The organism is Streptomyces longwoodensis, assembly GCF_001514125.1.
GTDB lineage: Bacteria > Actinomycetota > Actinomycetes > Streptomycetales > Streptomycetaceae > Streptomyces > Streptomyces longwoodensis.
In genome coordinates, this window is record NZ_KQ948549.1 from 420,685 (window position 1) to 444,054 (window position 23,370).

At 75.1% G+C, this 23,370-nt stretch carries 20 protein-coding genes and 1 pseudogene; 10 read left to right on the top strand and 11 right to left on the bottom strand.

The genetic code is table 11. The features are described from left to right. The first annotated feature begins 188 nt into the window (after positions 1-188). Both AQJ30_RS01880 and AQJ30_RS01885 read left to right on the top strand, forming a co-directional pair. Positions 189-1,124, top strand: coding sequence for a quinone oxidoreductase family protein (locus AQJ30_RS01880; RefSeq protein WP_067227937.1), 936 nt, complete (start codon positions 189-191; stop codon positions 1,122-1,124). Beyond that, positions 1,121-1,873 (top strand): GNAT family N-acetyltransferase, encoded by a 753-nt coding sequence (locus AQJ30_RS01885; RefSeq protein WP_067227938.1) that lies wholly within the window; start codon positions 1,121-1,123, stop codon positions 1,871-1,873. The genes AQJ30_RS01880 and AQJ30_RS01885 overlap by 4 nt, the downstream gene beginning before the upstream one ends. A 46-nt stretch (positions 1,874-1,919) precedes the next feature. Here the strand turns inward: AQJ30_RS01885 and AQJ30_RS01890 are convergent, their stop codons facing one another. Beyond that, positions 1,920-2,387 carry a MarR family winged helix-turn-helix transcriptional regulator gene (locus AQJ30_RS01890; RefSeq protein WP_067227940.1) on the bottom strand — a complete coding sequence of 156 codons (468 nt, stop codon included), beginning with the start codon at positions 2,385-2,387 and terminating at the stop codon, positions 1,920-1,922. Positions 2,388-2,639: 252 nt separating this feature from the next. Between AQJ30_RS01890 and AQJ30_RS01895 the strand changes: the two genes are divergently transcribed. After that, the gene (locus AQJ30_RS01895; RefSeq protein WP_067227941.1) at positions 2,640-3,446 is read left to right on the top strand and encodes a putative protein N(5)-glutamine methyltransferase; all 807 of its coding nucleotides are present in this window, start codon (positions 2,640-2,642) and stop codon (positions 3,444-3,446) included. Positions 3,447-3,448: 2 nt separating this feature from the next. Here AQJ30_RS01895 and AQJ30_RS01900 read toward each other — a convergent pair whose 3' ends face one another. After that, positions 3,449-4,144, bottom strand: a complete 696-nt coding sequence (locus AQJ30_RS01900) for a hypothetical protein (RefSeq protein WP_067227943.1) — start codon at positions 4,142-4,144, stop codon at positions 3,449-3,451. Positions 4,145-4,283: 139 nt separating this feature from the next. Continuing rightward, entirely contained in the window at positions 4,284-6,350 is a 2,067-nt protein-coding gene (locus tag AQJ30_RS01905; RefSeq protein WP_079083714.1) for a SpoIIE family protein phosphatase, read from the bottom strand. Positions 6,351-6,595: 245 nt separating this feature from the next. Between AQJ30_RS01905 and AQJ30_RS01910 the strand changes: the two genes are divergently transcribed. From AQJ30_RS01910 to AQJ30_RS01920, 3 genes are all read left to right on the top strand, one after another. Next, positions 6,596-7,477 carry a hypothetical protein gene (locus tag AQJ30_RS01910; RefSeq protein WP_067227944.1) on the top strand — a complete coding sequence of 294 codons (882 nt, stop codon included), beginning with the start codon at positions 6,596-6,598 and terminating at the stop codon, positions 7,475-7,477. Between the two features lie 376 nt (positions 7,478-7,853). After that, positions 7,854-8,222 carry a hypothetical protein gene (locus tag AQJ30_RS01915; protein WP_067227946.1) on the top strand — a complete coding sequence of 123 codons (369 nt, stop codon included), beginning with the start codon at positions 7,854-7,856 and terminating at the stop codon, positions 8,220-8,222. A gap of 130 nt (positions 8,223-8,352) precedes the next feature. Next, a complete protein-coding gene (locus AQJ30_RS01920; RefSeq protein WP_067227947.1) occupies positions 8,353-10,368 on the top strand; it encodes an NADPH-dependent 2,4-dienoyl-CoA reductase in 2,016 nt (671 codons plus the stop codon). A 37-nt stretch (positions 10,369-10,405) separates the two neighbouring features. On the opposite strand, the gene AQJ30_RS01925 is transcribed toward AQJ30_RS01920, so the two are convergent. The 4 genes from AQJ30_RS01925 to AQJ30_RS01940 all read right to left on the bottom strand — a co-directional run bounded on the left by AQJ30_RS01925 (position 10,406) and on the right by AQJ30_RS01940 (position 17,331). Continuing rightward, positions 10,406-12,469 carry an MMPL family transporter gene (locus AQJ30_RS01925; RefSeq protein WP_067227949.1) on the bottom strand — a complete coding sequence of 688 codons (2,064 nt, stop codon included), beginning with the start codon at positions 12,467-12,469 and terminating at the stop codon, positions 10,406-10,408. A gap of 95 nt (positions 12,470-12,564) precedes the next feature. Further along, positions 12,565-13,713, bottom strand: coding sequence for a PP2C family protein-serine/threonine phosphatase (locus AQJ30_RS01930; RefSeq protein ID WP_245726771.1), 1,149 nt, complete (start codon positions 13,711-13,713; stop codon positions 12,565-12,567). A 172-nt stretch (positions 13,714-13,885) separates the two neighbouring features. Further along, positions 13,886-15,514 carry a serine hydrolase domain-containing protein gene (locus AQJ30_RS01935; RefSeq protein WP_211278908.1) on the bottom strand — a complete coding sequence of 543 codons (1,629 nt, stop codon included), beginning with the start codon at positions 15,512-15,514 and terminating at the stop codon, positions 13,886-13,888. Further along, on the bottom strand, positions 15,511-17,331 hold the full coding sequence (locus tag AQJ30_RS01940; protein ID WP_159052282.1) for an alpha/beta fold hydrolase: 1,821 nt from the start codon (positions 17,329-17,331) through the stop codon (positions 15,511-15,513). The genes AQJ30_RS01935 and AQJ30_RS01940 overlap by 4 nt, the downstream gene beginning before the upstream one ends. 219 nt (positions 17,332-17,550) lie before the next feature. Between AQJ30_RS01940 and AQJ30_RS01945 the strand changes: the two genes are divergently transcribed. The 3 genes from AQJ30_RS01945 to AQJ30_RS01955 all read left to right on the top strand — a co-directional run bounded on the left by AQJ30_RS01945 (position 17,551) and on the right by AQJ30_RS01955 (position 19,288). Beyond that, positions 17,551-18,042: a hemerythrin domain-containing protein gene (locus tag AQJ30_RS01945; protein WP_067227950.1), complete on the top strand. Its 492-nt coding sequence runs from the start codon at positions 17,551-17,553 to the stop codon at positions 18,040-18,042. Positions 18,043-18,268: 226 nt separating this feature from the next. Beyond that, positions 18,269-18,592: an STAS domain-containing protein gene (locus tag AQJ30_RS01950; RefSeq protein WP_067227952.1), complete on the top strand. Its 324-nt coding sequence runs from the start codon at positions 18,269-18,271 to the stop codon at positions 18,590-18,592. Between the two features lie 105 nt (positions 18,593-18,697). After that, positions 18,698-19,288 (top strand): PadR family transcriptional regulator, encoded by a 591-nt coding sequence (locus AQJ30_RS01955; protein WP_067227954.1) that lies wholly within the window; start codon positions 18,698-18,700, stop codon positions 19,286-19,288. Here AQJ30_RS01955 and AQJ30_RS01960 read toward each other — a convergent pair. Both AQJ30_RS01960 and AQJ30_RS01965 read right to left on the bottom strand, forming a co-directional pair. Beyond that, positions 19,236-19,778: a hypothetical protein gene (locus AQJ30_RS01960; RefSeq protein ID WP_067227956.1), complete on the bottom strand. Its 543-nt coding sequence runs from the start codon at positions 19,776-19,778 to the stop codon at positions 19,236-19,238. The genes AQJ30_RS01955 and AQJ30_RS01960 overlap by 53 nt on opposite strands. 188 nt (positions 19,779-19,966) lie before the next feature. After that, positions 19,967-20,965 (bottom strand): fibronectin type III domain-containing protein, encoded by a 999-nt coding sequence (locus AQJ30_RS01965; protein ID WP_079083716.1) that lies wholly within the window; start codon positions 20,963-20,965, stop codon positions 19,967-19,969. 381 nt (positions 20,966-21,346) lie between these two features. Between AQJ30_RS01965 and AQJ30_RS01970 the strand changes: the two are divergent. Next, positions 21,347-22,048, top strand: a pseudogene (locus AQJ30_RS01970) (glycoside hydrolase family 75 protein); the annotation flags it as partial. A gap of 242 nt (positions 22,049-22,290) precedes the next feature. On the opposite strand, the gene AQJ30_RS01975 reads toward AQJ30_RS01970, so the two are convergent. Further along, positions 22,291-22,701 (bottom strand): PTS sugar transporter subunit IIA domain-containing protein, encoded by a 411-nt coding sequence (locus AQJ30_RS01975; protein WP_067227958.1) that lies wholly within the window; start codon positions 22,699-22,701, stop codon positions 22,291-22,293. Between the two features lie 8 nt (positions 22,702-22,709). Further along, entirely contained in the window at positions 22,710-23,339 is a 630-nt protein-coding gene (gene dhaL / locus AQJ30_RS01980; protein WP_067227959.1) for a dihydroxyacetone kinase subunit DhaL, read from the bottom strand. Between the last annotated feature and the right edge of the window lie 31 nt (positions 23,340-23,370).

Genomic DNA, 23,370 nt, shown 5'->3' on the forward strand with positions numbered 1-23,370 from the left:
CGCGCGACGGGGCGCGCGGGGTGCGCCTTCCACCGTAAGGCCACGTCAGCCGTGCTCCCGCCCCGGGTGGGCGGCGATCATTAAGGCGGTGTGAACTTCCCCGGCCGCGGGGAATAGCGTCCGGCCCGCACCCCTTGCCCAGTGGTGGCGGCCCCCGTCGGGCCGCGCGAACGAAGGAGAGGGAAGCGATGCCCAAGGCGTACGTCTTCACGCGGTACGGGGGTCCGGAGACCGAGGCGCTGATCGAGGCCGACCGGCCCCGCCCCGGCCCCGGCGAGGTGCTGGTCGCCGTCCGCGCGGCCGGTGTGAACCCCGTCGACTGGAAGCAGCGCACCGGCTTCCGGCGCCCCGGCGAGGACGGCGAGCAGACCTTCCCGGCCGTCCTGGGCAACGAGGTGGCGGGCGTCGTCGAGGAGACCGGCGAAGGCGTCACCGGCTTCGCGCCCGGCGACGAGGTGTTCGGCACCGCCGTGGCCGGCGGCTACGCCGAGTACGCGCTCCTCGCGGGCGGCATCACCGCCCACAAGCCCGCCGGGCTGTCCTTCGCCGACGCGGCCGTCCTGCCCGTCGCCGCCGCGACCGCCTACGACGGCGTCCGCCAGCTCGGCCTGCCCGCCGGGGCCACCCTGCTGGTCACCGGCGCCGGCGGCGGCGTCGGCGTGGCCGCGCTCCAGATCGCCCGCACCGAGGGGCTGCGGGTCATCGGCGTGGCGAGCGAGTCGAAGAAGGACTCCGTGGAGGCGCTGGGCGCCGTCCACGTCCCCTCGGGGCCGGGCTGGGCCGAGCGGGCCCGGGCCGCGGCCGCCCCGGACGGCGTCGACGCGGTGTACGACCTGGTCGGCGGCGAGGTGCTGACCGAAGCGGCCGATCTGCTGACCGACCGGGCCCGGCTCATCACGGCCGGCGCGACGGAGGACGCGGTCCGGGCGCTCGGCGGCGCCCGCGTGGTCCGCGCCCGCACCGCCGCCGTCCTGGACGCCGTGGCGGACCTCGTGGTGCGCGGGGAGCTGGACCCCCTGGTGACCCGGACCTATCCGCTGGAGCAGGCCGGGGCCGCCCTGCGCGAGGTCGAGAACGGGCACGTCCGCGGCAAGGTCGTCATCGAAGTGGGGGCGCACGCGTGAGCGCGACGTCGCACGGCCCGGGCGGGCAGCCGGCCCGGCACGTACTGGACAACCCGGCGCTGGCGTCCCTGACCGGCCCGCACGCGCACTTCGCCGAGCGCCGCGGACGGGTGCTGCGCTACCCGGTCGACGTGTCGCCGTGGCTGGCACTGCCCGACGAGCCGGACGCCGACGACTGGGCGGACCTGGCCGCGCTGGCCGGGCCCGGCGCGGAGATCCCGCTGCCCGGCTACCGGGGCGCGGTGCCGGAGGGCTGGGAGATCACGTTCCGGGCCGAGGGCGTGCAGCTCGTCGACGACGGCCTCGCCGCCGCACCCGACCCCGAGGCGGTCCGCCTCGGCCCCGCGGACGTCCCCGAGATGCGCGACCTGGTCGCCCGCACCCAGCCCGGACCGTTCGAGCCGCGCACCATCGAGCTCGGCACCTACCTGGGCATACGCCGGGAGGGCCGTCTCGTGGCCATGGCCGGCGAACGCCTCCACCCGCCCGGCTGGACCGAGATCAGCGCGGTCTGCACCGACCCCGCCGCCCGCGGCCAGGGCCTGGCGAGCCGGCTGGTCCTCGCCGTCGCCCACGGCATCCGCGAGCGCGGCGAGACACCGTTCCTGCACACCGGCGCCCACAACACCAACGCGATCCGCCTCTACGAGTCCCTCGGGTTCCGGCTCCGCCTCAGGACGGCGTTCCTCGCCGCCCGCGCGCCGGAGCGGCTGGGGGAGGAGGACCGGGAGGCGGTGGGGGTGGCCTGACGGCGGATCCGGGCGTGGGGTGAGCCGGCCCGGGCGTCCGGCCGCCTCAGTCGTCCTCGGCCGGCCGGGCGTTGTAGCGCACCAGGTACGCCGCGAACCTCTCCAGGTCCTCCGCCTCCCAGTCCGCGAGCCGTTCCCGGAAGGCCGCCCGGCGGCGCTCCGTGACCTGGGCGAGGACGCTGCGGCCGGCCGCGGTGAGGTCGAGCACCTGGACCCGGAGGTCCTCCGGGTCGGGGCGCCGCTCGACCAGCCCCGCGCGCTCCAGCGCGGAGACCTGACGGCTGACGGTCGACTTGTCCAGGGCGTAGTGCGCGGCCAGGTCGGTCGCCCGGCAGCCGCCGCTCTCCTCCAGGTGCCCGAGCAGCGTGTACGACACCAGCGTCAGCTCGGGGTGCATCCGGCCCGCCGCCGCCCGGGCCCGCCGGGCGAACACGGTCATCTCCCGCTGGATGACCTCGACGGCCGCCCCTGCGTCGTCCCCGCCGCGCCGACCCGTACCTGACCGACCACTCATGGTTGCATAGTACAACCGTGCCGGGCCGTGCATCGGGCCGCCCATCGCGCCGCCCGGGCAGGGCCGTTGGGGCCGGGGCCGTTGGGGTAGGGTGATCGTCCGGTCGCGGATCCGCCGCGCGCCCGTGGAGCCGAGGAGGTGGGACCCATCACCGCAGTACCGCAGCGGGTGTTCCTCCCTCCGCACGGCCCGGACGGCCGGCGGTAGGACCGCGGGAGCGCCCTTCGCCCTCCGAAAGGCCGCACGGCTGTCATGCCACCCCTGTCACCGTCCCCCGCCCCCTCGCCGTCGTCCCCGGACGCCGTCGTCGCCGCGCTGCGCGCCGCCGGCTGCGTCTTCGCCGAGGACGAGGCCCGGCTGATCCTCTCCGCCGCCCGCACGCCCGACGAGGCCGCCGCCCTGGTCGCCCGCCGGGTCGCCGGCGAGCCGATCGAACTCGTCGTCGGCTGGGCCGAGTTCCACGGCCTGCGCGTCACCGTCGCCCCCGGGGTCTTCGTGCCCCGCCGCCGCACCGAGTTCCTGGTGGACCAGGCCCTCGCCCACGCCCCGCACGCGCGCGTGGTCGTCGACCTGTGCTGCGGATCGGGCGCGGTCGGCGCCGCCCTCGCCACCGCCCTCGGCTCCGTCGAGCTGCACGCCGCCGACCTCGACCCGGCCGCGGTGCGCTGCGCCCGCGGCAACCTCGCGGACCTGGGCGGTCGGGTGTACGAGGGCGACCTCTTCGGTCCGCTCCCGGACCGGCTGCGCGGGCGGGTGGACATCCTCGCCGCGAACGTGCCCTACGTCCCCTCCCGCGAGGTGCCCCTGCTCCCGGCGGAGGCCCGTGAGCACGAGCCGCTGACCGCGCTGGACGGCGGCGCCGACGGCCTCGACGTGCTGCGCCGGGTGGCCGCCGGGGCGCCGGCGTGGCTCGCGCCCGGTGGCTGCCTGCTGGTCGAGACGAGCGAGCAGCAAGCCCCGGCCGCCGTCGAGGCGTTCACCGACGGCGGCCTGACGGCCCGCCTCGCGGTCGACGACGACCGCTGGGCCCACGTGGTGGTCGGCACGCGCACGCGGTGAGGTCAGGTGGCCGCGCCGCTCCCCGAGGGCGCCGGTGAGGGGGTGCCGTCGTCGCCGCCCCACCGGTGCCCCGGGCGGTGACCGAAGGGGCCGTGGCCGTCCCTGCCGTCCTTGCCGTCCTTGCCGTCCTTGCCGTGGTGGTGCGTGTGGTCGTCGCGGTCGGTGAAGGTGCCGGAGAGCACGCGGTCCGCGGTCCTGGTGCCGCCGTCGCGGGTGCCGACGACCAGGACGGTGTCACCCTTCTTCAGGGTGTCGGCCCCGGCGGTGGAGCCCTCCTCCCGCCGGACGGTCGTGTCCTTGCCCACGGTCCAGGTCCACGAGGTGCCGTCCTCGCTGTGCACGGTGACCCGGTCGCCGTCCGTCTTCTCGACGGTGCCGCGCTGCCAGGTGCGGACGACCCAGTCGCCGGAGTCGGGGTCCTTCACGGTGGCCTCGCCGTGTACCCCCTCGCCGCCGAAGCCGGACCACGGCCCGCGCTCGTGCCGGTCGGGGGACGGCGCCGCGGACGACGAGGACGCCGGTGCCGTCGGTGCGGCACCGCCGGAGCTCCCCGACGTCGCGGCGTAGGCGACCGTGCCGCCCAGGGCGAGCACGGCGACCGTGGTGGCCGCGAGCACCACGCGGCCCCGCCGTGAACGTCCCTGCCAGCGCCCGGTCGGCGTACCGCCGCCGCTGTGCTCCCGCTCCGGCTCGTGCATCACGGCTCACCTTCCTCGACCCGACGACACGGTCCACCCTTCACTGTGATTGTCCGGGCCGCGGAGTAAGGGCGAGGTAACAAATGCCTGTGAACCGGACGCACCGGGGGGGTGCGTCGCCAGGGTTCCGCCGTCCGCGTCAGTCCCGCTCGCGGGCGCGCGCGACGAGCAGGGCCACGTCGTCGCGGTTGTCGGGCTGGTGCAGGGTGCGCAGGAGGAGGTCGCACAGTTCCTCCAGCGGCCGGCCGGGCCCGTCCAGCAGGGCGAGCAGGGCGTCCAGCCGCTCGTCGAGGGAGTGCCGGCGGGTCTCCACCAGTCCGTCGGTGTAGAGCACCAGCCGGTCGCCGGGGGTGAAGTCGACGGTGGTCGTGGAGAACGGCACCCCGCCCACCCCGAGCGGCGCCCCCGTGGGCAGGTCGAGCAGCTCGGGCGACCCGCCGACGCGCAGCCGCACCGGCGGCAGGTGCCCGGCGTTGGCGATCCGGCACTGGCCCAGCTCGGGGTCGTGGACGACGTACACACAGGTCGCGATGGAGTGGTCGAGGCCGGACGTGATCCGGTCGAGGTGCTCCAGGAGCACGGCCGGGTCGAGGCCGAGCGAGGCCAGCGTCGCCGTCGCGGTGCGCAGCCGGCCCATCGTGGCGGCCGCGTCGATGCCGCTGCCCATCACGTCGCCGACGACCAGCGCGGTCCGTGCGCCGTCCAGCGGGATCACGTCGAACCAGTCGCCGCCGACCTCGGTGGTGCCGCCGGCCGGCTGGTAGCGGGAGGCCACCTCCAGGCCGCCGGTGACCGGCGGGTGGCTGGGCAGCATGCTGCGCTGGAGGGTGAGCGCGGCGGTGCGGGCGTTCTGGTACCAGCGGGCGTTGTCGATCTGCACGGCCGCGCGCGCCGCCAGTTCCCGGGCCAGCAGCAGGTCGTCCTCGGTGAACGGCTCGGGGTTGACGGTCCGTTTGAGGTCCAGGGCGCCGAGCACCTCGCCGCGCGCGATGAGCGGCACGGCCAGGTACGAGTGGACGCCCGACCGGCGCAGCAGCACCGCCGCCTCGGGGGAGCGGGCGATGCGGACGTAGTCGTCGTCGGTCACCTCCGGCACCAGCACCGGGCTGCCCGTGCGCACGCACTCGGTGACCAGCCGGTCGGGCCCGTAGGCGGCGACCTGGCCGGGCGGGTCGGCCGCCGCCAGCGCCTCGGGGGAGGCGTACGCCCGGACGGCCAGCGCGCGGATGACGGCCGACTCGGTCGGTCCGAAGGTGCCGGGCCGGCCCGCGACGACCGCGTCCAGCAGGTCAACCGCGGCCACGTCGGCGAGCTCCGGCACGGCCACGTCGGCCAGCTCGCGGGCGGTGCGCTCCAGGTCGAGCGTGGTGCCGATGCGGGCCGAGGCGTCCGCGACGAGGGCCAGCCGCCGGCGGGCCGCCTCGGCCTCGACGCCGGCCCGGTACTGCTCGGTGACGTCCACGACGGACACCGCCACGCCCAGGACGGCGCCGCGGGCGTCCTCCAGCCGGTACAGCGACATCGACCAGGCGTGGTCCTCGTCCGGGTCCGCCGGGGTCCGGCCCACCGCGGCGCGGTCCACGACCGGCTCCCCGGTGCGCAGCACCCGGCGGGCCGCCGTCTCCAGCGCGTCGGCGTCCAGCAGCGGCACCACCTCGCGCAGGGTGCGGCCCAGGTGGGCGTCGGCCGGGACGCCGTCGATGCGCTCGAGCGCCGGGTTGACGGACACGTACCGCAGGTCGGTGTCGAGGACGGCCAGCCCGACCGGTGACTGCGAGACCAGACGGGTGGAGAGGGCGAGGTCCTGCTCCACCTGGCGCAGGGTCGGCCGGTCGGCGGCCAGCCCGAGGGCGTAGACCTCGCCGTGGTCGTCCAGGAGCCGCATGTTGCGGAACTCGATGAGCCGGACGGTGCCGTCCTTGCGGCGGATCGGGAAGGCGCCGGCCCAGCTCTGACCGGTCCGCACGACGTCGGCGAACAGCTTGACCACCAGCTCGACGTGGCGCTCGTGCACCATCACCTGCGCGGCGTACCGGCCCAGCGCCTCCTCGGCCGGATAGCCGAACAGGGCCTCGGCCTGGGGGCTCCACAGCACGATGCGTCCCCGCGCGTCCAGGACCACCGAGGCCACGTTCAGGACGTCGAGGAGGCCACCGGGCCGTATGGGGCCGCCTGTCCCGGCCGCCGCCGGTTCGGCTGCAGTCATGCCACGCACCGCCTCCGTACTTTGCCGCGGCACGCCGTCCCCCGCGCCGACTCCCCTTGTTCTACCGCGCCCAACCCTGTTCTCCCATGCCTTCCGCGCGGGTTCCATCCTCCCCCGGGACGGGGACGGGCGCCGTTCGCCGACTGGTCCGCCCGTGTCCATCACTTGGTCTGTACATGACTACCGAACGACGCCAGACTGTGCGCCGACCCGCGCCATCCACCCCCCTGTCGAGGAGTCGGCCCATGCCCCTGCGCCCTGCCCGCCGCCGCCGTCACGCGGCCCGCACCGCGCTCGTCGTCCTGGCCACCGCGGTCGCCGCCGCCCTGTCCGCGGCCCCGCCCGCCGCGGCGGCGGACACCTGGACCGAGGTCGGCTCCGACCGCGCCGACCCGCTGACCGAGAGCCAGGGCCTGGCCTCCGTCGAGGTCCCGGCGGGCGGCCCCAACCGCTACACCGGCATCGGCACCATCCCGATCGGCCTGTCGACGCGCGGCTGGAACCACGTCGGCGACCCCGACGCCTCGTACAACGGCTACTACATCGAGCCCTACCAGCGGGACTCGGGCGCCTCGAAGATGTTCCGCGTGCAGGCACCCGGCGGCGCCTGGTCGGAGTACGTGCACGCGCTGAGCCCCGGCGAGGCCCTGAACAACTCCTGGGTGGCCGTCTCGCCCGACGGCCAGTGGATGCTCACGGGGGAGTGGGGCACCATGACGCGGCTGCTCGTCCTGCCCACGCCCGGCGTCAACGCGAGCACCTCGCCGTCGGCGAACCTGCCCCAGGCGTCCACGGTCCGCCTCGACCACGCCGTCCGTGACGTGCAGGGCTGCGACTTCTCCGCCCCGACGACCCTGCTGTGCTCCTCCGACGACCCCGAGGGGTCCCTGTTCGGCATGACCAAGCCGCTGCTCCAGATCGACCTCTCGGCGCAGCCCGGCTCCTCCGACGTCTCCGGGCACGTGACGGCCCTGCGCCAGCTTCCCCTGCGCAGCGGCTGCTCGGGCAGCTTCGAGGCGGAGGGCGTCGACTACGACCGCCGCACCGGCACCCTGCGCGTCATCGTGGTCTCCCCGGGCTTCTGCGTCCTCACGGACAGCAAGACGTACCGCTTCACACGCGGCTGAGGCGGGGGCGAGGGCCGCGCTCCAGGCGCTCCTGGGGCTCCCGGCGCGCCCGGCGCGCCCGGCCCGTCCTCGGGCGCGGACGCGGCCCGGCGCCCTGCCCGGTGCTCGGCGGGCCCGCCCGGGTGTCGGCCGACTCTCCCGTCGGCCCGAAACCGGCGCCCGCCCGGCCACCGGTCTGGAGTCGCACCCCGGGCCGGTGCTGTCTCCTCGGCCCGCGCTCGGTGCTCCGTCCGCCCGCTCGCGCGGGTGCGACCCGCCCTGCCTGGCGACCGGCGCGCCGCAGGCCCCCGGACCGAAAAGTGCCGCTCCCCATGGATGCGGCGCCGCTCGTGGGGAACTCGCCGTCCGCGTCACCGTCATGAGAGGAGCGTTCACGATGGACCGCGAGCGATCGCACGAGGAGTCCGTCTCCGTCGAGATCAGCGGATGCAGCAAGGAGGACGCCCGGGTGGTCTTCGACGCGCTCTGCGCGTGCTTCGAGTCCGACCGGTGCGCCGAGGACGTGCCCGAACAACTGCACGAGTCCCGCCCCATGGTCTGGCTCGGCACCTTCGAGGTCAGCGAGGCGCACGAGGTCCCGCCGCCCGCCCGGCTCTCGTCGACCGTCACGGCCGACGCGCAGGGCGGCTACTGGGCGATCGAGCAGCTCCGCAAGGTGCTGGACGCCCAGTTCAGCATGCGTGATGTGGCTCACTCCTCGGGTGACCAGGAGAAGGAGCTGCACGTCCTGCTGGAGAGCAAGTAGCCGCACGCCACGGCCGCCGACACCGCGGTGGGCGGGTTATCCGGCCGGCCGGGCTCATTCTGCAACTAGTTGCACAAAGCTTCGGGGTCCTCTAGAACAGGGTCGACGACACCCTGCACGGAGGGCCCCGATGAGCCGTTTCCCCCACCTGTTGAGCCCCCTCGACCTGGGCTTCACCACACTGCCCAACCGCGTCCTGATGGGCTCGATGCACGTCGGCCTGGAGGAGGCCGAGCGCGGGTTCGAGCGCATGGCGGCCTTCTACGCCGAGCGCGCCCGCGGCGGAGTGGGCCTCATCGTCACCGGCGGCATCGCCCCCAACGACGAGGGCCGCCCCTACGAGGGCGGCGCCCGCCTCACCACCGAGGCGGAAGCCGAGCAGCACCGCGTCGTCACCGCGGCCGTGCACCGCGAGGGCGGCCGCATCGCCCTGCAGATCCTGCACTTCGGCCGCTACGCCTACCACCGCGACCTCGTCGCCCCCAGCCCCCTCCAGGCGCCGATCAGCCCCTTCGTGCCGCGCGAGCTCAGCGACGCCGACATCGAGCGCACCATCGACGACTACGCCCGCACCGCCCGCCTCGCGCGCGAGGCCGGCTACGACGGCGTGGAGATCATGGGCTCCGAGGGCTACCTCATCAACGAGTTCACCGCCCGCCAGACCAACCACCGCACCGACCGCTGGGGCGGCTCCCACGAGAACCGCGTCCGCTTCCCCCTGGAGATCGTGCGGCGGGTCCGCGAGGCGGTCGGCGAGGACTTCATCGTCATCTACCGGCTCTCGATGCTCGACCTCGTCCCCGGCGGCTCCACGCTCGAGGAGGTCGTCGACCTCGCCAAGGCGGTCGAGGCGGCCGGCGCGACGATCATCAACACCGGCATCGGCTGGCACGAGGCCCGCATCCCCACCATCGCCACCTCCGTGCCGCGCGGCGCCTACACCTGGGTGACCCAGCGGCTCATGGGCGAGGTGTCCGTGCCGCTGGTCACCACCAACCGCATCAACACCCCCGAGGTGGCCGAGCAGTTGCTCGCGGACGGGGTGGCCGACATGGTGTCCGTGGCCCGCCCGATGCTCGCCGACCCCGCGTTCGTCGCCAAGGCGGCCGCCGGCCGGCCCGAGGCCATCAACACCTGCATCGGCTGCAACCAGGCCTGCCTCGACCACACCTTCAGCGGGCAGATCACCTCCTGCCTGGTCAACCCCCGCGCCTGCCACGAGACCGAGCTGGTGCTCTCCCCGACCCGGTTCAGGAAGCGCGTCGCCGTCGTCGGCGCGGGCCCCGCGGGCCTCGCCTGCGCGGTCACCGCCGCCGAACGCGGCCACGACGTCACCCTGTTCGACGCCGCGAGCGAGATCGGCGGCCAGCTCAACGTCGCCCGCCGGGTGCCGGGCAAGCAGGAGTTCGACGAGACGCTGCGCTACTTCCGGCACCGGCTCGCCGAGGAGACCGTCGACGTCCGCCTCGACACCCCCGTCACCGCCGCCGACCTGGCCGACTTCGACGAGGTCGTGGTCGCCACCGGCGTCACCCCGCGCACCCCGGACATCCCCGGCGTCGACCACCCGAGCGTCGTCGGCTACCTCGACGTCCTGCGCGGCGACGCCGAGGTGGGCAAGCGCGTCGCCGTCCTCGGCGCCGGGGGCATCGGCTTCGACGTCGCCGAGTTCCTCACCGACAGCGGCGACGGCGCCGCCGCGGACCCGGCGACGTACTTCCGCCACTGGGGCGTCGACACGGACTACCGCGCGCCCGGCGGCCTCGCCGCACCCGAGCGGCCCGCCCCGCCGCGCACCGTGCACCTGCTCCAGCGCAAGCCCACCAAGGTCGGCGCCGGACTGGGCAAGACCACCGGCTGGATCCACCGCACCGAGCTCAAGCACCGGGGCGTCACCATGGTCCCCGGCGTGCGCTACGACCGCATCGACGACGCCGGGCTGCACATCACCGTCGGCGAGGACAGCACCGTCCTGGAGGTCGACACCGTCGTGCTGTGCACCGGCCAGGAGCCGCGCCGCGACCTGTACGAGGAGCTGCTGGCCGCCGGCCGCACCCCGCACCTGGTCGGCGGCGCCGACGTGGCCGCCGAACTGGACGCCAAGCGCGCGATCAAGCAGGGCACGGAGGTCGCGGCCGCCCTCTAGGAGGTGCCTCGTCCTAGGGGGTCCTGCACCCCGCACGTCACTCTGCCCGGTCACCGCGGTGGCCGGGCAGCCACCAGTTGGCCCTGCCGAGCGCGGCCACCAGCGCCGGGGCCAGGACACCGCGGACGATCGTGGCGTCGATGAGGATGCCCAGGGCGAGGGCCGTGGCGAGGATCTTGACGTCGGTGGCCGGGACCCGGGAGAGGGAGACGAAGGCGAGGAAGAGGATGACGGCCGCGCAGGTGATGAGGCGCCCGGTGCGCGCGACCCCGTCGACGGTGGCCCGGTCCGTGGAGCCACTGAGCCGGTACTCCTCGCGGATCCTCGACAGCAGGAACACCTCGTAGTCCATCGACAGGCCGAACAGGAAGGAGAAGACGGCCACCGGCACCCAGGTGGTGACGGCGTCGGAGGCCGACTGGCCGAAGAGGAACTCGGTGCCGTGCCCTTCCTGCCAGATGAGCACGGTGACACCGTAAGCGGCCGCCAGGGACAGGACGTTGAGGAGGAGCGCCTTCAGCGGCAGGACGACCGAGCGCAGGGCCCGGGCCAGCAGCAGGAACGTCACCACGACGATGATCGCGGCGATCCACCAGGCGTTCCCGTACACCGCGTCGACGAAGTCGGCGTCCTGTGCGGGCAGTCCGCCGACCCGCGCCCCCGAGTCCTCCGCCGCGGTGCGCACCCGCCCGGCTGCGGCCGCTCCCTCGGCCGTCGCCGGATCCTCGGCCGTCCACACGTCGACGACCGACCACGCCCCGCGCCGCCACTCCTGCGGCCCGGCGACGCCGGCCACCCCGTCCACCGCCCCGACGACGGCCCGCGTCCGCGCCGGGTCGCGGGTGAGCACCTCCACGGGCTGGGTGATGCCGTCACCGATGCCCGCGTCCTGCACCGTGCGCAGGGCCTGCGCCGCCCTGCCCCCGGCACTGGTCACGGAGTCGTTGCTGGGGGAGCCGAGGCGCAGGCCCGCCACCGGCGCCGCGAGCGCGAGCAGCACGACGGCGCTGGCGGCCGCGGCCACCCACCGGTGGCGCACGACCACGGTGGCGATGCCCCGCCACAGCCTGCTGTCGGGCTCACTGCGGCGCCGGTGCGGCCAGTCCAGCCGCCGGCCCGCCACCAGCAGCAGGGCGGGCAGCAGGGTCAGCGCGGTGACCACGCTGATCAGCGGGATGAGCAGGCCCGTGAACCCCACGCTGCGCAGGAACGGCACCGGCAGGGCGATCAGCGCCGCGAGGCTGATCGCCACCGTCAGGCCGGAGAACAGCACCGCCCGTCCCGCCGTACCGATGGCGCGGACGACCGCCTCCTCCGGGCCGGCGCCCCGGCCGCGCTCCTCCCGCCAGCGGGTGACGATCAGCAGGGCGTAGTCGATGGCGACCCCGAGCCCGATCAGCGCGAGCAGGTACTGCACGATGAACGACACGTCGGTGACGGTCGTCAGACCCCACATGAGCAGGAACGTGGTGAGGATCGACGCGACCGCCACGACCAGCGGGGTGGCGGCCAGCAGGGAGCCGAAGACCAGCACCAGCACGATCAGCGCGCCGATCCCGCCGAACAGCGTCTCGGCGAGCACGCCGGCGTCGCCGCCCCCACCGCCCTCGGCCAGCGCGGCCTGGCCGGTCACCGCCAACGTCGTCCCGGTGGCGGCGCCCGCCTTCCCGGCGGCGGCCTCCAGCGAAGGCAGCACCCGGGCGTAGGGCTCCGGCGCGCCCGGCAGCGGGCGGGGGTACACCAGCAGCACGCCCGTGCGGCCGTCGGCCGCCAGCAGGTCCGGCTCCTGCTGCCAGGTCACCAGCCGCCCGCCGGGCCGGACCGCCTCCACCGCGGCGGCGATCCGCGCGGCCTGCGGTGGGCCGAGGCGTTCGCCCCGCGCGGTGACGGCGAGCACCACCGGGGCGTTCTCGCCGCCCGAGCCGAACTTCGCGAGGATCTCCTGGTTCGTCTCGTAGCCGGAGCGGCCGGGCAGACTGCCCTCGTAGCTCAGCGCGTTCGTGGCCCGCGGCGCCGCGAAACCGCCCGCGACGGCGAGGAAGGCCCAGCAGACGATGATCCACCAGCGGTGTCGCACCACGAAGCGGGCCAAGACGGTCATCAGTACTCCTAGTCCGGTACGGCCCGACGGCCGGTCCGTCACCCCTTCCGCGGCCGGGGGCGCGGCGGATGCGCGGCGACCCGACCGCCCCGGACTCAGCTGTGCCGCGGCATGCGGGTGAGGGCCAGGAAGGCCGCGTCGTCCCCGAGGCGGCCCCCCACGAAGTCCTGCAGGTCGGCCTTCAGGTGATCGACGAGCGCCTGCGGCGTGTACGGGCCCCCTGCCCGCAGCCGGTCGGCCAGCGGGTAGAAGTTCCCGCCCCGGTCGCGCGCTTCGATGACCCCGTCCGTGTACAGCAGGAGGACGTCGCCGCTGCCGAACGAGAACGTCTGGACGGTCACGCGCGGGGGCGAGGTGTCCGACAGGCCCAGGGGGAGACCCGACTCCAGCACGTCGAGCGTCCGGACGTCACCGTTCGTGAGCAGCAGGGGCGGCGGGTGCCCGCAGCTGACGAGGTGGATCACGGGTTCGTCGTCCGGGACCTCCGCCACCAGCGCGGTCACGAACGCTTCGGTGGAGGCGACGGTCCCGGTACCCGAGGGGGTGGCCTCGGTCGAGGGGCCGGCGCCGTGTTCGGCGGAGCCGACCGCCGCGTCCAGGTGGGCGACCAGCTGTGCGAGGTGCGCCGAGCCGGCGGCGGTGACGCGGAAGGCGCCCAGCACGAGTGAGGCCTCGCTGACGGCGTCGAGCCCCTTGCCCCGGGCGTCGCCGATCAGCAGGCGGGTGGCGGTCGCGGTACGGGTCACGGCGTACAGGTCGCCGCCGATGTGCGCCTCCTCCTGGGCGGCCAGGTACAGCGAGGCGATGGTGAGCGGGCCCGCCCGCTCGGGCAGCGGGCGCAGCACGACGTTCTGCGCGGTGTGCGCGATGGAGCGCAGCCTCACCACGTGCCGTTCCTCCCGCTCCCGCAGGAAGGCGAAGAGGGTGGCGAGGCCCGAGACGAGGACGAGTGCGACGAGTTGGCAGGTGTGGTTGAGGTCGGTCAGGGTCGTCCGCGCGATCGCCACGGCCGCCTGGGCCAGCACGGCGACCGCGCCGACGAAGCCGGTCAGGCGCGGGCCGGCGAACGACGCCGTCACCGCCGGCGCCGCCACCAGCAGGGGCCCCAGGTGGACCTCGGGGGGTGACAGCACGTCCACCACCGTCACCACGGCGATCAGTGCGAGGACGGCACCGAGCAGCCAGGCGTGGCGTACCCGCCTGGCCCGGCGCGCCGGATCGTCCCGTGGTCCACCGTCCTTCACGTGGCGGCCGGCTCCCTTCCGTCGAACCCGTGCGGTCGTCATGCCCGCAAAAAGGTGCGTAACACCTCGAACCGTCTTCCGGGCGGAGCGGACGATCGGATGCGGCCGGCCGGGACGCGCGGGGTGCGGCAGTGCCGGGGCCCGTCGCCCGGCCGGCCTCTCGCTGCCGTGATCACTCCGTCCGGTGGCGGTACAGCCGGCCGTGGTTGCGCCACCAGAGCACCTTGCCGTCGGGTCCGCGCACGAAGTCGGAGCGGGTACCGACCGGCCGGCCGTCGTCGTCTAGGTCCAGGGTGAAGTCGGGGCGGTAGAAGGCCGCCCCGAGCCCACTGGTCTGGGCGGCCGCCGCGTCCTCCTCCTCCTCGGGGGCGGTGTCGCTCGGGCTGCTCGGGCCGTGGAACGTCCGCGTGCCCCTCAGCTGCCCGTCGTGGCGCGTCAGGTCGACGACGACGTCCTCCACGGCGCCCTCGTCGTTGATCCGCTGGGCCGTGTAGCGGCCCTCGTAGGGTGCCGGCGCCTGCCCGGTCAGCACCTGCGCCGTGGCCGGCAGGTTGGTCACCCCGGCGAACCGCCTGAGGGCCCAGTCGTCGGTGAACAGCTCGTCCCTGAGCTGCGTCCCGCCTTCCGAGTTGGTCAGCAGGGTCAGGGCGAAACCGCGGCTGGGCACCATCAGGAAGCCGGACATCTGTCCCGGCCAGGTCCCGCCGTGCTGCACGATCCGCGGCCCCTGGGCCGTCGGACGCAGCATCCAGGTGACGCCCATGCCGTCGAGTTCGACGACCAGGGTGCCGCCCGGACCGGGGTCGGAGCGCATCCGTTGCAGCGACGCCCTGCTCAGCAGCCGCGTGCCGTCGGGAGCGGTTCCGTCGCCGAGGTGGAAACGGGCCCAGGCCAGCTGGTCGCGGGCGCTGGAGATCAGGCCGCCGGTCGGTGCGAGGCTGCGGGGCTGGGACCAGAAGGATGGATCCAGCACGGCCTTGCCGTCGACGACGTCGTGGGGCGCCGCGACGCCGAAGCCCACGATCTGGTCGCTGGAGAACCGGGTGTGGTCGAGCCCGAGCGGATCGATGACCAGCTCGCGCACTGCCGCCTCGTAGGTCTTGCCCGTGACCACCTCGATGATCCGGCCGGCCACGCACAGCGCCGCGTTGTTGTAGGCGAACACCAAGCCCGGGGGATTGAGTTGCGGGAGCCGGGCCATGGAGGTCACGAAGCGGGCCAGTGCGTCGTTCCCGGGGCCGAAGTCCTGGTAGTCGTCGCCCAGCCAGCCGGCGCTGTGGCCGAGCAACTGGCGCACGGTGACCTGCGCCGACGCATACGGGTCGGCCACCGTGAAGTCGGGGAGGTAGCGGCGCACCGGGGCGTCCAGCTCGACCTCGCCGCGTTCGACGAGCCGCATGACGGTGGTGCCGGTGAAGGTCTTGGTGGTCGAGCCGACCCGGAAGACGGTGTCACCGTCGACCGGGACCGGGTGGTCGACGTTGGTGACGCCGTACCCCTTGACGTACTCCTGGCCGTTCCAGAGCACGCCCACGGCCGCCCCGGGGATCGCGTAGGCCTTCATCCCCTGCTCGATCTTGGCGTCGAGGGCGTCGAACAGCGGGTCGGGTGCGTAGCCCGCGGCGCCGGTGCCCCCGCCCTTGACGGCGGAGCCCGGAGCCGCGGCGGCCGGGGCCGCGGCGCCCAGGGTGACGCCGGCGCAGCCCAGCGCCGACGCGGCGCCCAGGAAGCCGCGGCGCGACCACCGTCGGCCCGCGGCCCGGCGGGTGCCGGAACCGTCCGGCAGCAGATCCGTGGTCACGAGCTGCTCGCCCCCTCGCTGCCGACGAGGAACGGCACCGGTTCCACGGAGCTCACGCAGCTGGTGTCCGGGTGGTCGGGGTCGTCGTAGAAGGAGGTGATCACCTCGCTGCCGCACGGGGTGTCGAACGTCCCGTGGGCGACACCGGCCAGCGTCACCACCGTGGAGCGGGACAGCGTCCGGGCCACGAAGCGCCCCCACTGGGCGCCGGTCTGGGCGTCGAAGCTCCCGGAGATGGCCAGCGTGGGGATGCTGCTGCGCGTCACCTCGCGCACGGAGGCGGGTGCCGTGGGGACGGGCCAGTTCCGGCACGCCTGCCGCAGGAAGGGCAGTTGGGGCGCCTGGGCCAGGACCGAGGGGGGCAGCTCCGGGAACGCCTGCCGTCCCTTGGCGAGTTGCTCGGCGGGGGTCTCGAACGGCACCCATTCGCTGCACCACACGCTCAGCGAGAACCCGTGGGCGAACATCCCCTGCGAGCCGGGAATCCAGGAGGCCGCCCACTGCTCGGCAATGCGCTCGGGGCGGCCGTGGGCCAGCTCGTCCACGGCCAGCGGGAAGTCGGCGGGTGCGTGGCTGGCGCGCACCACCCAGTTCAGCAGCGCCCCGCCGTCCAGGACCACCTTCACCCGGCCGACCTGCGGCACCATCACGTACGTGGTGACCGGACGGGCCTCCAGCTCACGCACCATGCGCAGGAAGGTGGCCCCGATGTCCGGGTAGCGCCGGTGGCAGGCGGACTGCGCCGCGCAGGCGGCGACGATGTCGTCGAACGACTCCCGCATGCTGCTCCAGGTCCACCCGGGGCTGGCCTCGGAGGGAGGGACGACGCCGTCGACCGTCACGGAGCGGATCCCCTGGGGGAACATGCGCATGTAGGTCAGCGCCAGCTGGGTCCCGTAGGAGTGCGACAGGACGTTCCACTCCCGGATGCCCAAGGCCTTGCGCAGGTCCGCCACGTCCGCGGCGTTCTCGCTGGTGGTGTAGGCGGCGGGATCGACTCCCTCGGCCGTCAGGCGCTCGTGGCACCGGGCCGCGGCCTGCGCGTAGCGGTCCCCGGTGGAGGGTGCGTCGTAGCGCAGGTGCACGCGGTCCGCGTAGAACTGGTCGATCTCGGGGCACAGCAGCGGCCGTTGGGACGAGAACGTGCCGCGCTGGGAGAGGACGACCAGGTCACGGTCGCGGTTCAGACCGGCGTCGGTGAGTTCCTCGATGCCCCCGAGGGCGTCGGCCCCGGGACCGCCCGTGAGGAACACGATCGGGTCGGGGCGCGGCGTGGGCGACGCCGACTTGACAAGCGCGACGGCCAGGCGGAGGGTCCGCCCGGTGGGCCGGGACCGGTCCTCCGGTACGACGAGGTAGCCGCAGCGGGTGCCTTCGAGCGGCCCGTACGTGGTCGGGCACGCGGCGGGTTCGAAGCGCGGCGCGGGCTGCGTCGGCGCCGGCCCGGCCCCGGGGAGGGTGAGCGCGGTTCCCGGGAAGATCCAGTGGCCCCGGTCGCTGGAGGCGTACCCGTGGCGACGGGCCGCACGGTCGAGGGCCTGCTGGTTCAGCGCGTAGACGCGGTCCCACCGCAGGACGTCGCCGAGGGTCCGGTGCGCGATGTCCCACAGCGTGTCCCCGGGGGCGACGGTGTACGCGCCGCCGTCCCCCGCCCGCCGGGGGAGTCGCGCGGCAGGGGGGCCGCCCTCCCCGTCCGCGGACTTCAGGAGGGTGGCGGCCGCACCGGGCGTGCCGTGGGCGGGGACCGCGCTCAGTACCGTCAGGCCGGCCAGGAACATGGCGGCCGCGGCAGCCGTGCCGCGGGTGCGTATGGGCATGTCGTCCTTCCGGACCGGTGCGGTGGCAGGGCACCGGTCCGGTCGCATGCGTCGTGCACGAGGGGTGTCAGACGCCATGCTGCAAAGGCACCGCACGCCCCGCACTCCGGCAGACCCGAAGGGGTCATGCGCCTCGTCGCGTGCGGATGCCATCAATGCAGGCGGTGGGGGTAAGCGAGGATCACCACGACCGCCCGCACGGAAGACAGGTGCCCCGTCATGCCCCAGACCCAGGACGTCGTCGAGCTCATCCTCCAGGACCACCGGCGCATGGAGGACCTGTTCCGCCTGATGCGCAGCGTCGAGGCCGACCGCGCCGCGGCGCTCCAGGAGTTCGCCGGCCTGCTGGTCGCCCACGCGCTGGCCGAGGAGGCCAAGGTCTACCCCGCGCTGAAGAGGTACAAGAACATCGACGACGAAGAGGTCGAGCACGGCGAGCACGAGCACGACGAGGGCAACGAGGCCCTCCTGGCCCTCCTGGAGGTGGAGGAGGTCGGGTCCGAGGAGTGGGACTCCAAGCTGGAGGAACTGGTGGAGGCCGTCACCCACCACGCCGACGAGGAGGAACGGACCATCCTCAACGGCGCGCGCGAGAACGTGGCCATGGACCGGCGCGAGGAACTGGGAGCGGCGTTCCTGGAGGAGCGCGAGCGCCAGCTGAAGGCCGACTGCGGCTCGATCGACAACGTGCGCCGCATCGTCAAGTCCTGACCGGGGACGTGAACTCCACGCGACGTTCTCCCGCGGCACTCGCGGTCGGGGGGCGGAGTGTGCGACGGTGGGCGGACCACGAGACCGGCCGGTTCCCTCGAGGCGCCGGCCTTTCGGGGAGCCGGGCGTTGCCCCCATCCCGGGCACTCGGCCCCCGCCACCGTGGTGGACCCTCCTCGGAGGGCTCCGCCGGTGGGCTCGTCAACCCCCGTGAGGGGGCCCCAGCATGAACATCACCACCGCCATCAGCGGTACGTCCGCACGCATCACACCGCGCGGAGAGATCGATCACGACACCCTGCCCTCACTGCGCGCGGCCGCCGACGCCCTGCCGGCCCGCGTGACCGAGGTGACGTGGAACCTGCGCCACACGCCCTTCATGGACGTCGCCGGCCTCCACCTGTTCTTCAGCCCCGCCGCCCTCGACGGGGCCGACCGCCGGACGACGGTGACGGGTCTGCGCCAGCAGCCGCTGCGCCTGCTGCTCCTGGCCGCCGACGTGCACCCCGACACCTTCGACGTCACCCGCCTGCTCCTCGCCGCGGGCTGAGCCTGCGCGGTCCCTGCGGGGTGAACCCCGGGACCCGGGTCGGGCCGACCCGGCAGACCCGGCCGAGGGGCCGTCGTGCCAGGGGGCCGTCCCTAGGATGAGGCCATGTCACTCCCGCACGCGATCCTCACCGCCCTGCTCGAGAAGCCGTCGTCGGGGCTGGAGCTGACCCGCCGGTTCGACCGGTCGATCGGGTACTTCTGGTCGGCCACGCACCAGCAGATCTACCGCGAGCTGGGGAAGCTGGAGTCCGACGGCCTCATCCGGGCCCTGCCGGCCGAGCAGCCGGCCCGCGGGCAGAAGAAGGCCTACGAGGTCCTGCCCGCGGGACGCGCCGAACTGGCCCGCTGGACCGCGGCCGCGCAGGACCCCAAGCCGCAGCGGGACGCGCTGCTGCTGCGGCTGCGCGCCGCCGCCGTGGTCGGCACCGCGGGCCTGGAGGCCGACCTGGCCCGTCACCTCGACCTACACCGGCGGCAGTTGGCCGAGTACCAGGACATCGAACGGCGCCACTTCCCGCCGGGCCGGGACGGTCCCGAGGACCGGCTGCGTCACCTGGTGCTGCGGGCCGGCATCGACCTGGAGACCTTCTGGACCCGGTGGCTCGCCCACGCGCTCGCGGAGGTCGCCGGGCTGTCCGGGGTCACAGGCGGTACGGCTTCGAGCGACGGCGCAGGAACCACGCCGCCGCGATGACGCCCGCGCCCACCAGCGTGCCCCCCGCCGCCAGGGTGAGGGTGCCGTAGTCGCGGACGGAGCCGCCCGAGCCGCCCATCACGCCGCGCGAGGCGGAGGCGGTCGGCGTGGGCGTGCGGGTGACGGGGGCCGACACGATGACCGACTGGGTACCGGCCGTGGTGCCGTTGGCGCACGTGACGATGACGGTGTACGTGCCGGGGCTGACGTTCGACCAGGCGGCCGACTGGCTGACGGAGGTGCCGGACAGGGCCACCTGCCGCCCCTGGGCGAACGACGTCTGACCGCTGCTGAGCAGCGAGCCGGTGCCCCAGGTGCCGTTGGTCTGGGTGCTGCAGGCGCTGGTGACCACGGAGACGGTGGTGCCCACCGTGCTCACGGAGATCCCCTGCACCCGCGCGGCGGCGGGGTCGGAGGTCAGGACGAGGGGCAGCGCGGCGGCGGCTGCCACGGTGAGTCCGGAGCGGAAGAGACGACGGGAGTTGGGCATCGGATGTCCTCCGGCGGCACGGTTGGCGGTACATCCCTTGCGCCGCCGAGGGTCGGGTACGCCCGTGCTGCCTCGGAGTCAGCCAACGGCCCCGCCCGCCCTGCCGCACCCGGACGGCACCCGGCCGGGTGACGGACGCACCCCGGCGGACGCACCCCGGCGGACGCGGACCGGCCGCCGCGCTGCGGTCAGCCGGCGCCGGCCGTGGCGCCCGTCGTCACCGTGCGCTCGGCCGACAGGGCGCCCCAGGTGCCGTCCGGCAGCCGGGCCCGCAGCCGCACCCGCACCGTCCGCCCGGTCTCCTTCCCGAGGTAGAAGCTGTACGACGCCTCGTCCCGGGGCGCGTTCCCGCCCCACACGAGCGAGGTGGCCGTCCGCCCGTCGAGCCGGACCTCGTACTCGGTGACGACGCCGTCCACCCGCGGCGGCACCCAGGCCAGGTCGAGGTAGTACGCCCCGTCCGCCCGGTGGGTCGTCGCGCGGAAGCCGGCGGGCGCGGTGTCCCGGTCGGCGGCGCCGGTGCCGGGCGCGGTGGTCAGCCGGACGGCGGGCCCGGCCGCGGAGAGGTTGTCGGCGGCGTCCCGGGCCCGGACGGTGAAGGAGTAGCGGGTGCCGGGCCGCAGCCCGGTCACGACCGTCGCCGTCTGGTTCCCGCCGACTCTGTGGATCCTGGTCCCGCCCTGGTACACGTCGTACGACACCACCGCACGGTCGTCGGTCGCGGCGGACCAGGACAGCTGCACGGCCGTCGCCCCCACCGCGCGGCCCGCGACCCCGCCGGGCCGGGTGGGCGCCGAGCGGTCGGCCGCCGTGGCCGCCGGCGTGGTGGCGCGCACCTCGCGGCTGGGCGGGCCGAGCCGGCCCTCGCCGTCCCGGGCGCGCACGGTGAAGGCGTACGCTGTGCCGGGGGCGAGCCGCACGACGTCGACCATGTGGACGGAGCCGGGCACCTCCCGCACCTTGGCGGTGCCCCGGTACACCTCGTACGCCGTCACGCCGGCCCGCGCGCCGACGGCGTTCCACATCACGTGCACGCTGGTCGCGCTGCCCGCCGCCGCGGTGACCCCGGTCGGCGCCCCGGGCGCCGCGCCCTCGGCGGCGGTGCCGTCGCCGTCCGTCGCGGCGCAGCCGCAGCCCAGCGCCAGCACCCCCGCGAGCACCGCTGAGCCCAGCACGACGCGTCGCACGGCTTCGCCTCCCGGTCCGGAACGGCGGCAATGGTCCGGACCAATATGCCGCGATGATGCGAGCACATCAAGAGGGTGTGACGTCTCCGGGCCGGCGTTGGTGGTCACCCGGAAGGGTTACGTATGCTGAGGGCCCCGCGGGCGAACTGCCCCCACATGGTCGGGGAGTTCAGTTCGCCCCGCAGGCGCGGACCGCTGTCGTCGCTGATCCCGCGCCGTCGGGTGGCCGGGCGGCCGGCGCTCCACACGGGCGCCGGCGCCCGCTCCCTGCCACCACGTCAGAAGCCTGCTCCGTACGGCCCTCTACGAATGGCCCGGTAGGGCGACCCCCACGAGATTGGGCTGAGTGCTCGTCACCTCCCCCATGAGAGGGTCCCTTCCGTGCGTGTCCAGTCGTTGACCCTGGCCGTGGCCGGCCTCGCCCTGGTGGCCCCGACCCTCCCGTCCTCCTCCGCCGCCCAGGCGGCGCCGCCGCCCCTGGGCGGTCCGGCGCCGCAGCACGTCGGAGCGGTCAGCGCGGCGGACCTGCTGGCCAGGGTGCGGCACTGCACACCCGTCTCCCGGGGCCGCTACCGCACCGACCACGACACGCCCGCCACCGTCCCGGTGTGCGGCACCGGGGGCGCCGTCTTCTGGAAGGCCGACCTGGACATCGACTGCGACGGCCGCCCGGGCCGGTACTGCAACTCCCGCACGGACCCGCTGTTCGCCCCCGGCACCGCCTTCCAGCAGTCCGACGGCCGTGACCTCAGCGCCGAGACGCTGCCGTACGTCGTCGTCCCGGCGCCCAGCGACACCTGGGACCACCGCCGGGACGGGGTGCGCGGCGGATCGGTGGCGGCCGTGGTCTACGGCGACCGCGTGCAGTACGCGGTCGTCGGGGACGTCGGCCCGGACGACATCATCGGCGAGGCGTCCTACGCCACCGCCGTGGGCCTCGGCATCCGCCCCGACCCGCACGGCGGCGGCACGCCCTCCGGCGTCACCTACATCGTCTTCAGGGACTCCGAGGTCAAGCCCATCGAGGACCACGCGGCCGCCGTGGCCACGGGGGAGCGGCTCGCCCGCCTCTTCGTCCGCGGCGACACCGGCACCGGTGCCGCGACCCCGGCCACGACCACCGCCGGGGCGGCGGAGGACCCGCCCCGGGAGGCGGCGCCGGACGACGCGGCGGACCCGTCCGAGGAGTCGGCGGAAGCCCCCTCGGACGAGGAGCCGGACGCGCAGGGCGCGGACGCCGAGGGCGAGCAGGAGGAGTAGCCGGGCGGGGACCGCCGTCATGCCTGCCGTGACGGGCGGCCCCCGGCGCCGCCCTCAGCGGGTGTCTAGGCCTTGCGGTAGCCGTACGCCTCCTCGGCCGCCGCCACCACCGCGTCCAGGTCGGCGCCCGTGGCCGCCGTGACGACCGCGGCGACCGCGCCCTCGACGAACGGGGCGTCCACCATCCGCGTGCCGTCGGGCAGTTCGTCGCCCTCCGCGAGCAGTGCCTTCACGGTCAGGACGGCGCTGCCGAGGTCCGTGAGGACGGCGACCCCGGCGCCCCGGTCCACCGCCGCCGCGGCCGCCGCGACCAGCTCGGCACTCGTGCCGAAACCGCCGCCCTCGGTGCCGCCCGCCGGGGCGACCGGGACCTCCGGGCCGCCGCCCACCAGCCCCTGGGCCAGCTCGGCGACGGACGCCGCCACGGCCGCGCTGTGCGAGACGAGGACGATGCCGACCAGCCTGTCGTCACTCATGGCTGCCCTCACTCCCCGCCGGCGTCGGCGCCGGCGTCGGATCCGGCTTCGGCTTCGGCGAGCGCGGCGATCAGCAGGGCCGCCGAGGTGGCCCCCGGGTCCTGGTGCCCGATGCTGCGCTCGCCCAGGTAGCTGGCCCGCCCCTTGCGGGCCAGCAGCGGCGTGGTGGCCTCGGCGCCCTGCTCGGCGGCGGCCAGGGCGGCGCCGAACCCGTCGCCGAGGGCGTCGACCGCCGGGACCAGCGCGTCGATCATGGTCTTGTCGCCCGGCGCGGCCCCGCCGAGCTGCCGTACGGCGTCCACGCCCGTGCGCAGCGCCTCGGCCAGCTGCTCCGGGCCGACCTCGGGCGCGTCGCCGAGCGCCTTGCCGGTGCGGCGCAGCAGCGTGCCGTACAGCGGTCCCGACGCGCCGCCCACCGTCGAGATGAGCTGGCGCCCGGTGAGGATCAGGACGGCGCCCGGTGTGCGCGGGGCCTCCTTCTCCAGCGCCGCGGTCACCGCGGCGAAGCCGCGCCGCAGGTTGCTGCCGTGGTCGGCGTCGCCGATCGGCGAGTCGAGCGCGGTGAGCCGGTCGGCCTCGCGGTCGACGGACGCGGCGGTGGCCGTCATCCAACGGCGGAAGAAGTCGGCGTCCAACACGGGGTCTCCTTGCGTGTCAGGTGGGTACGGG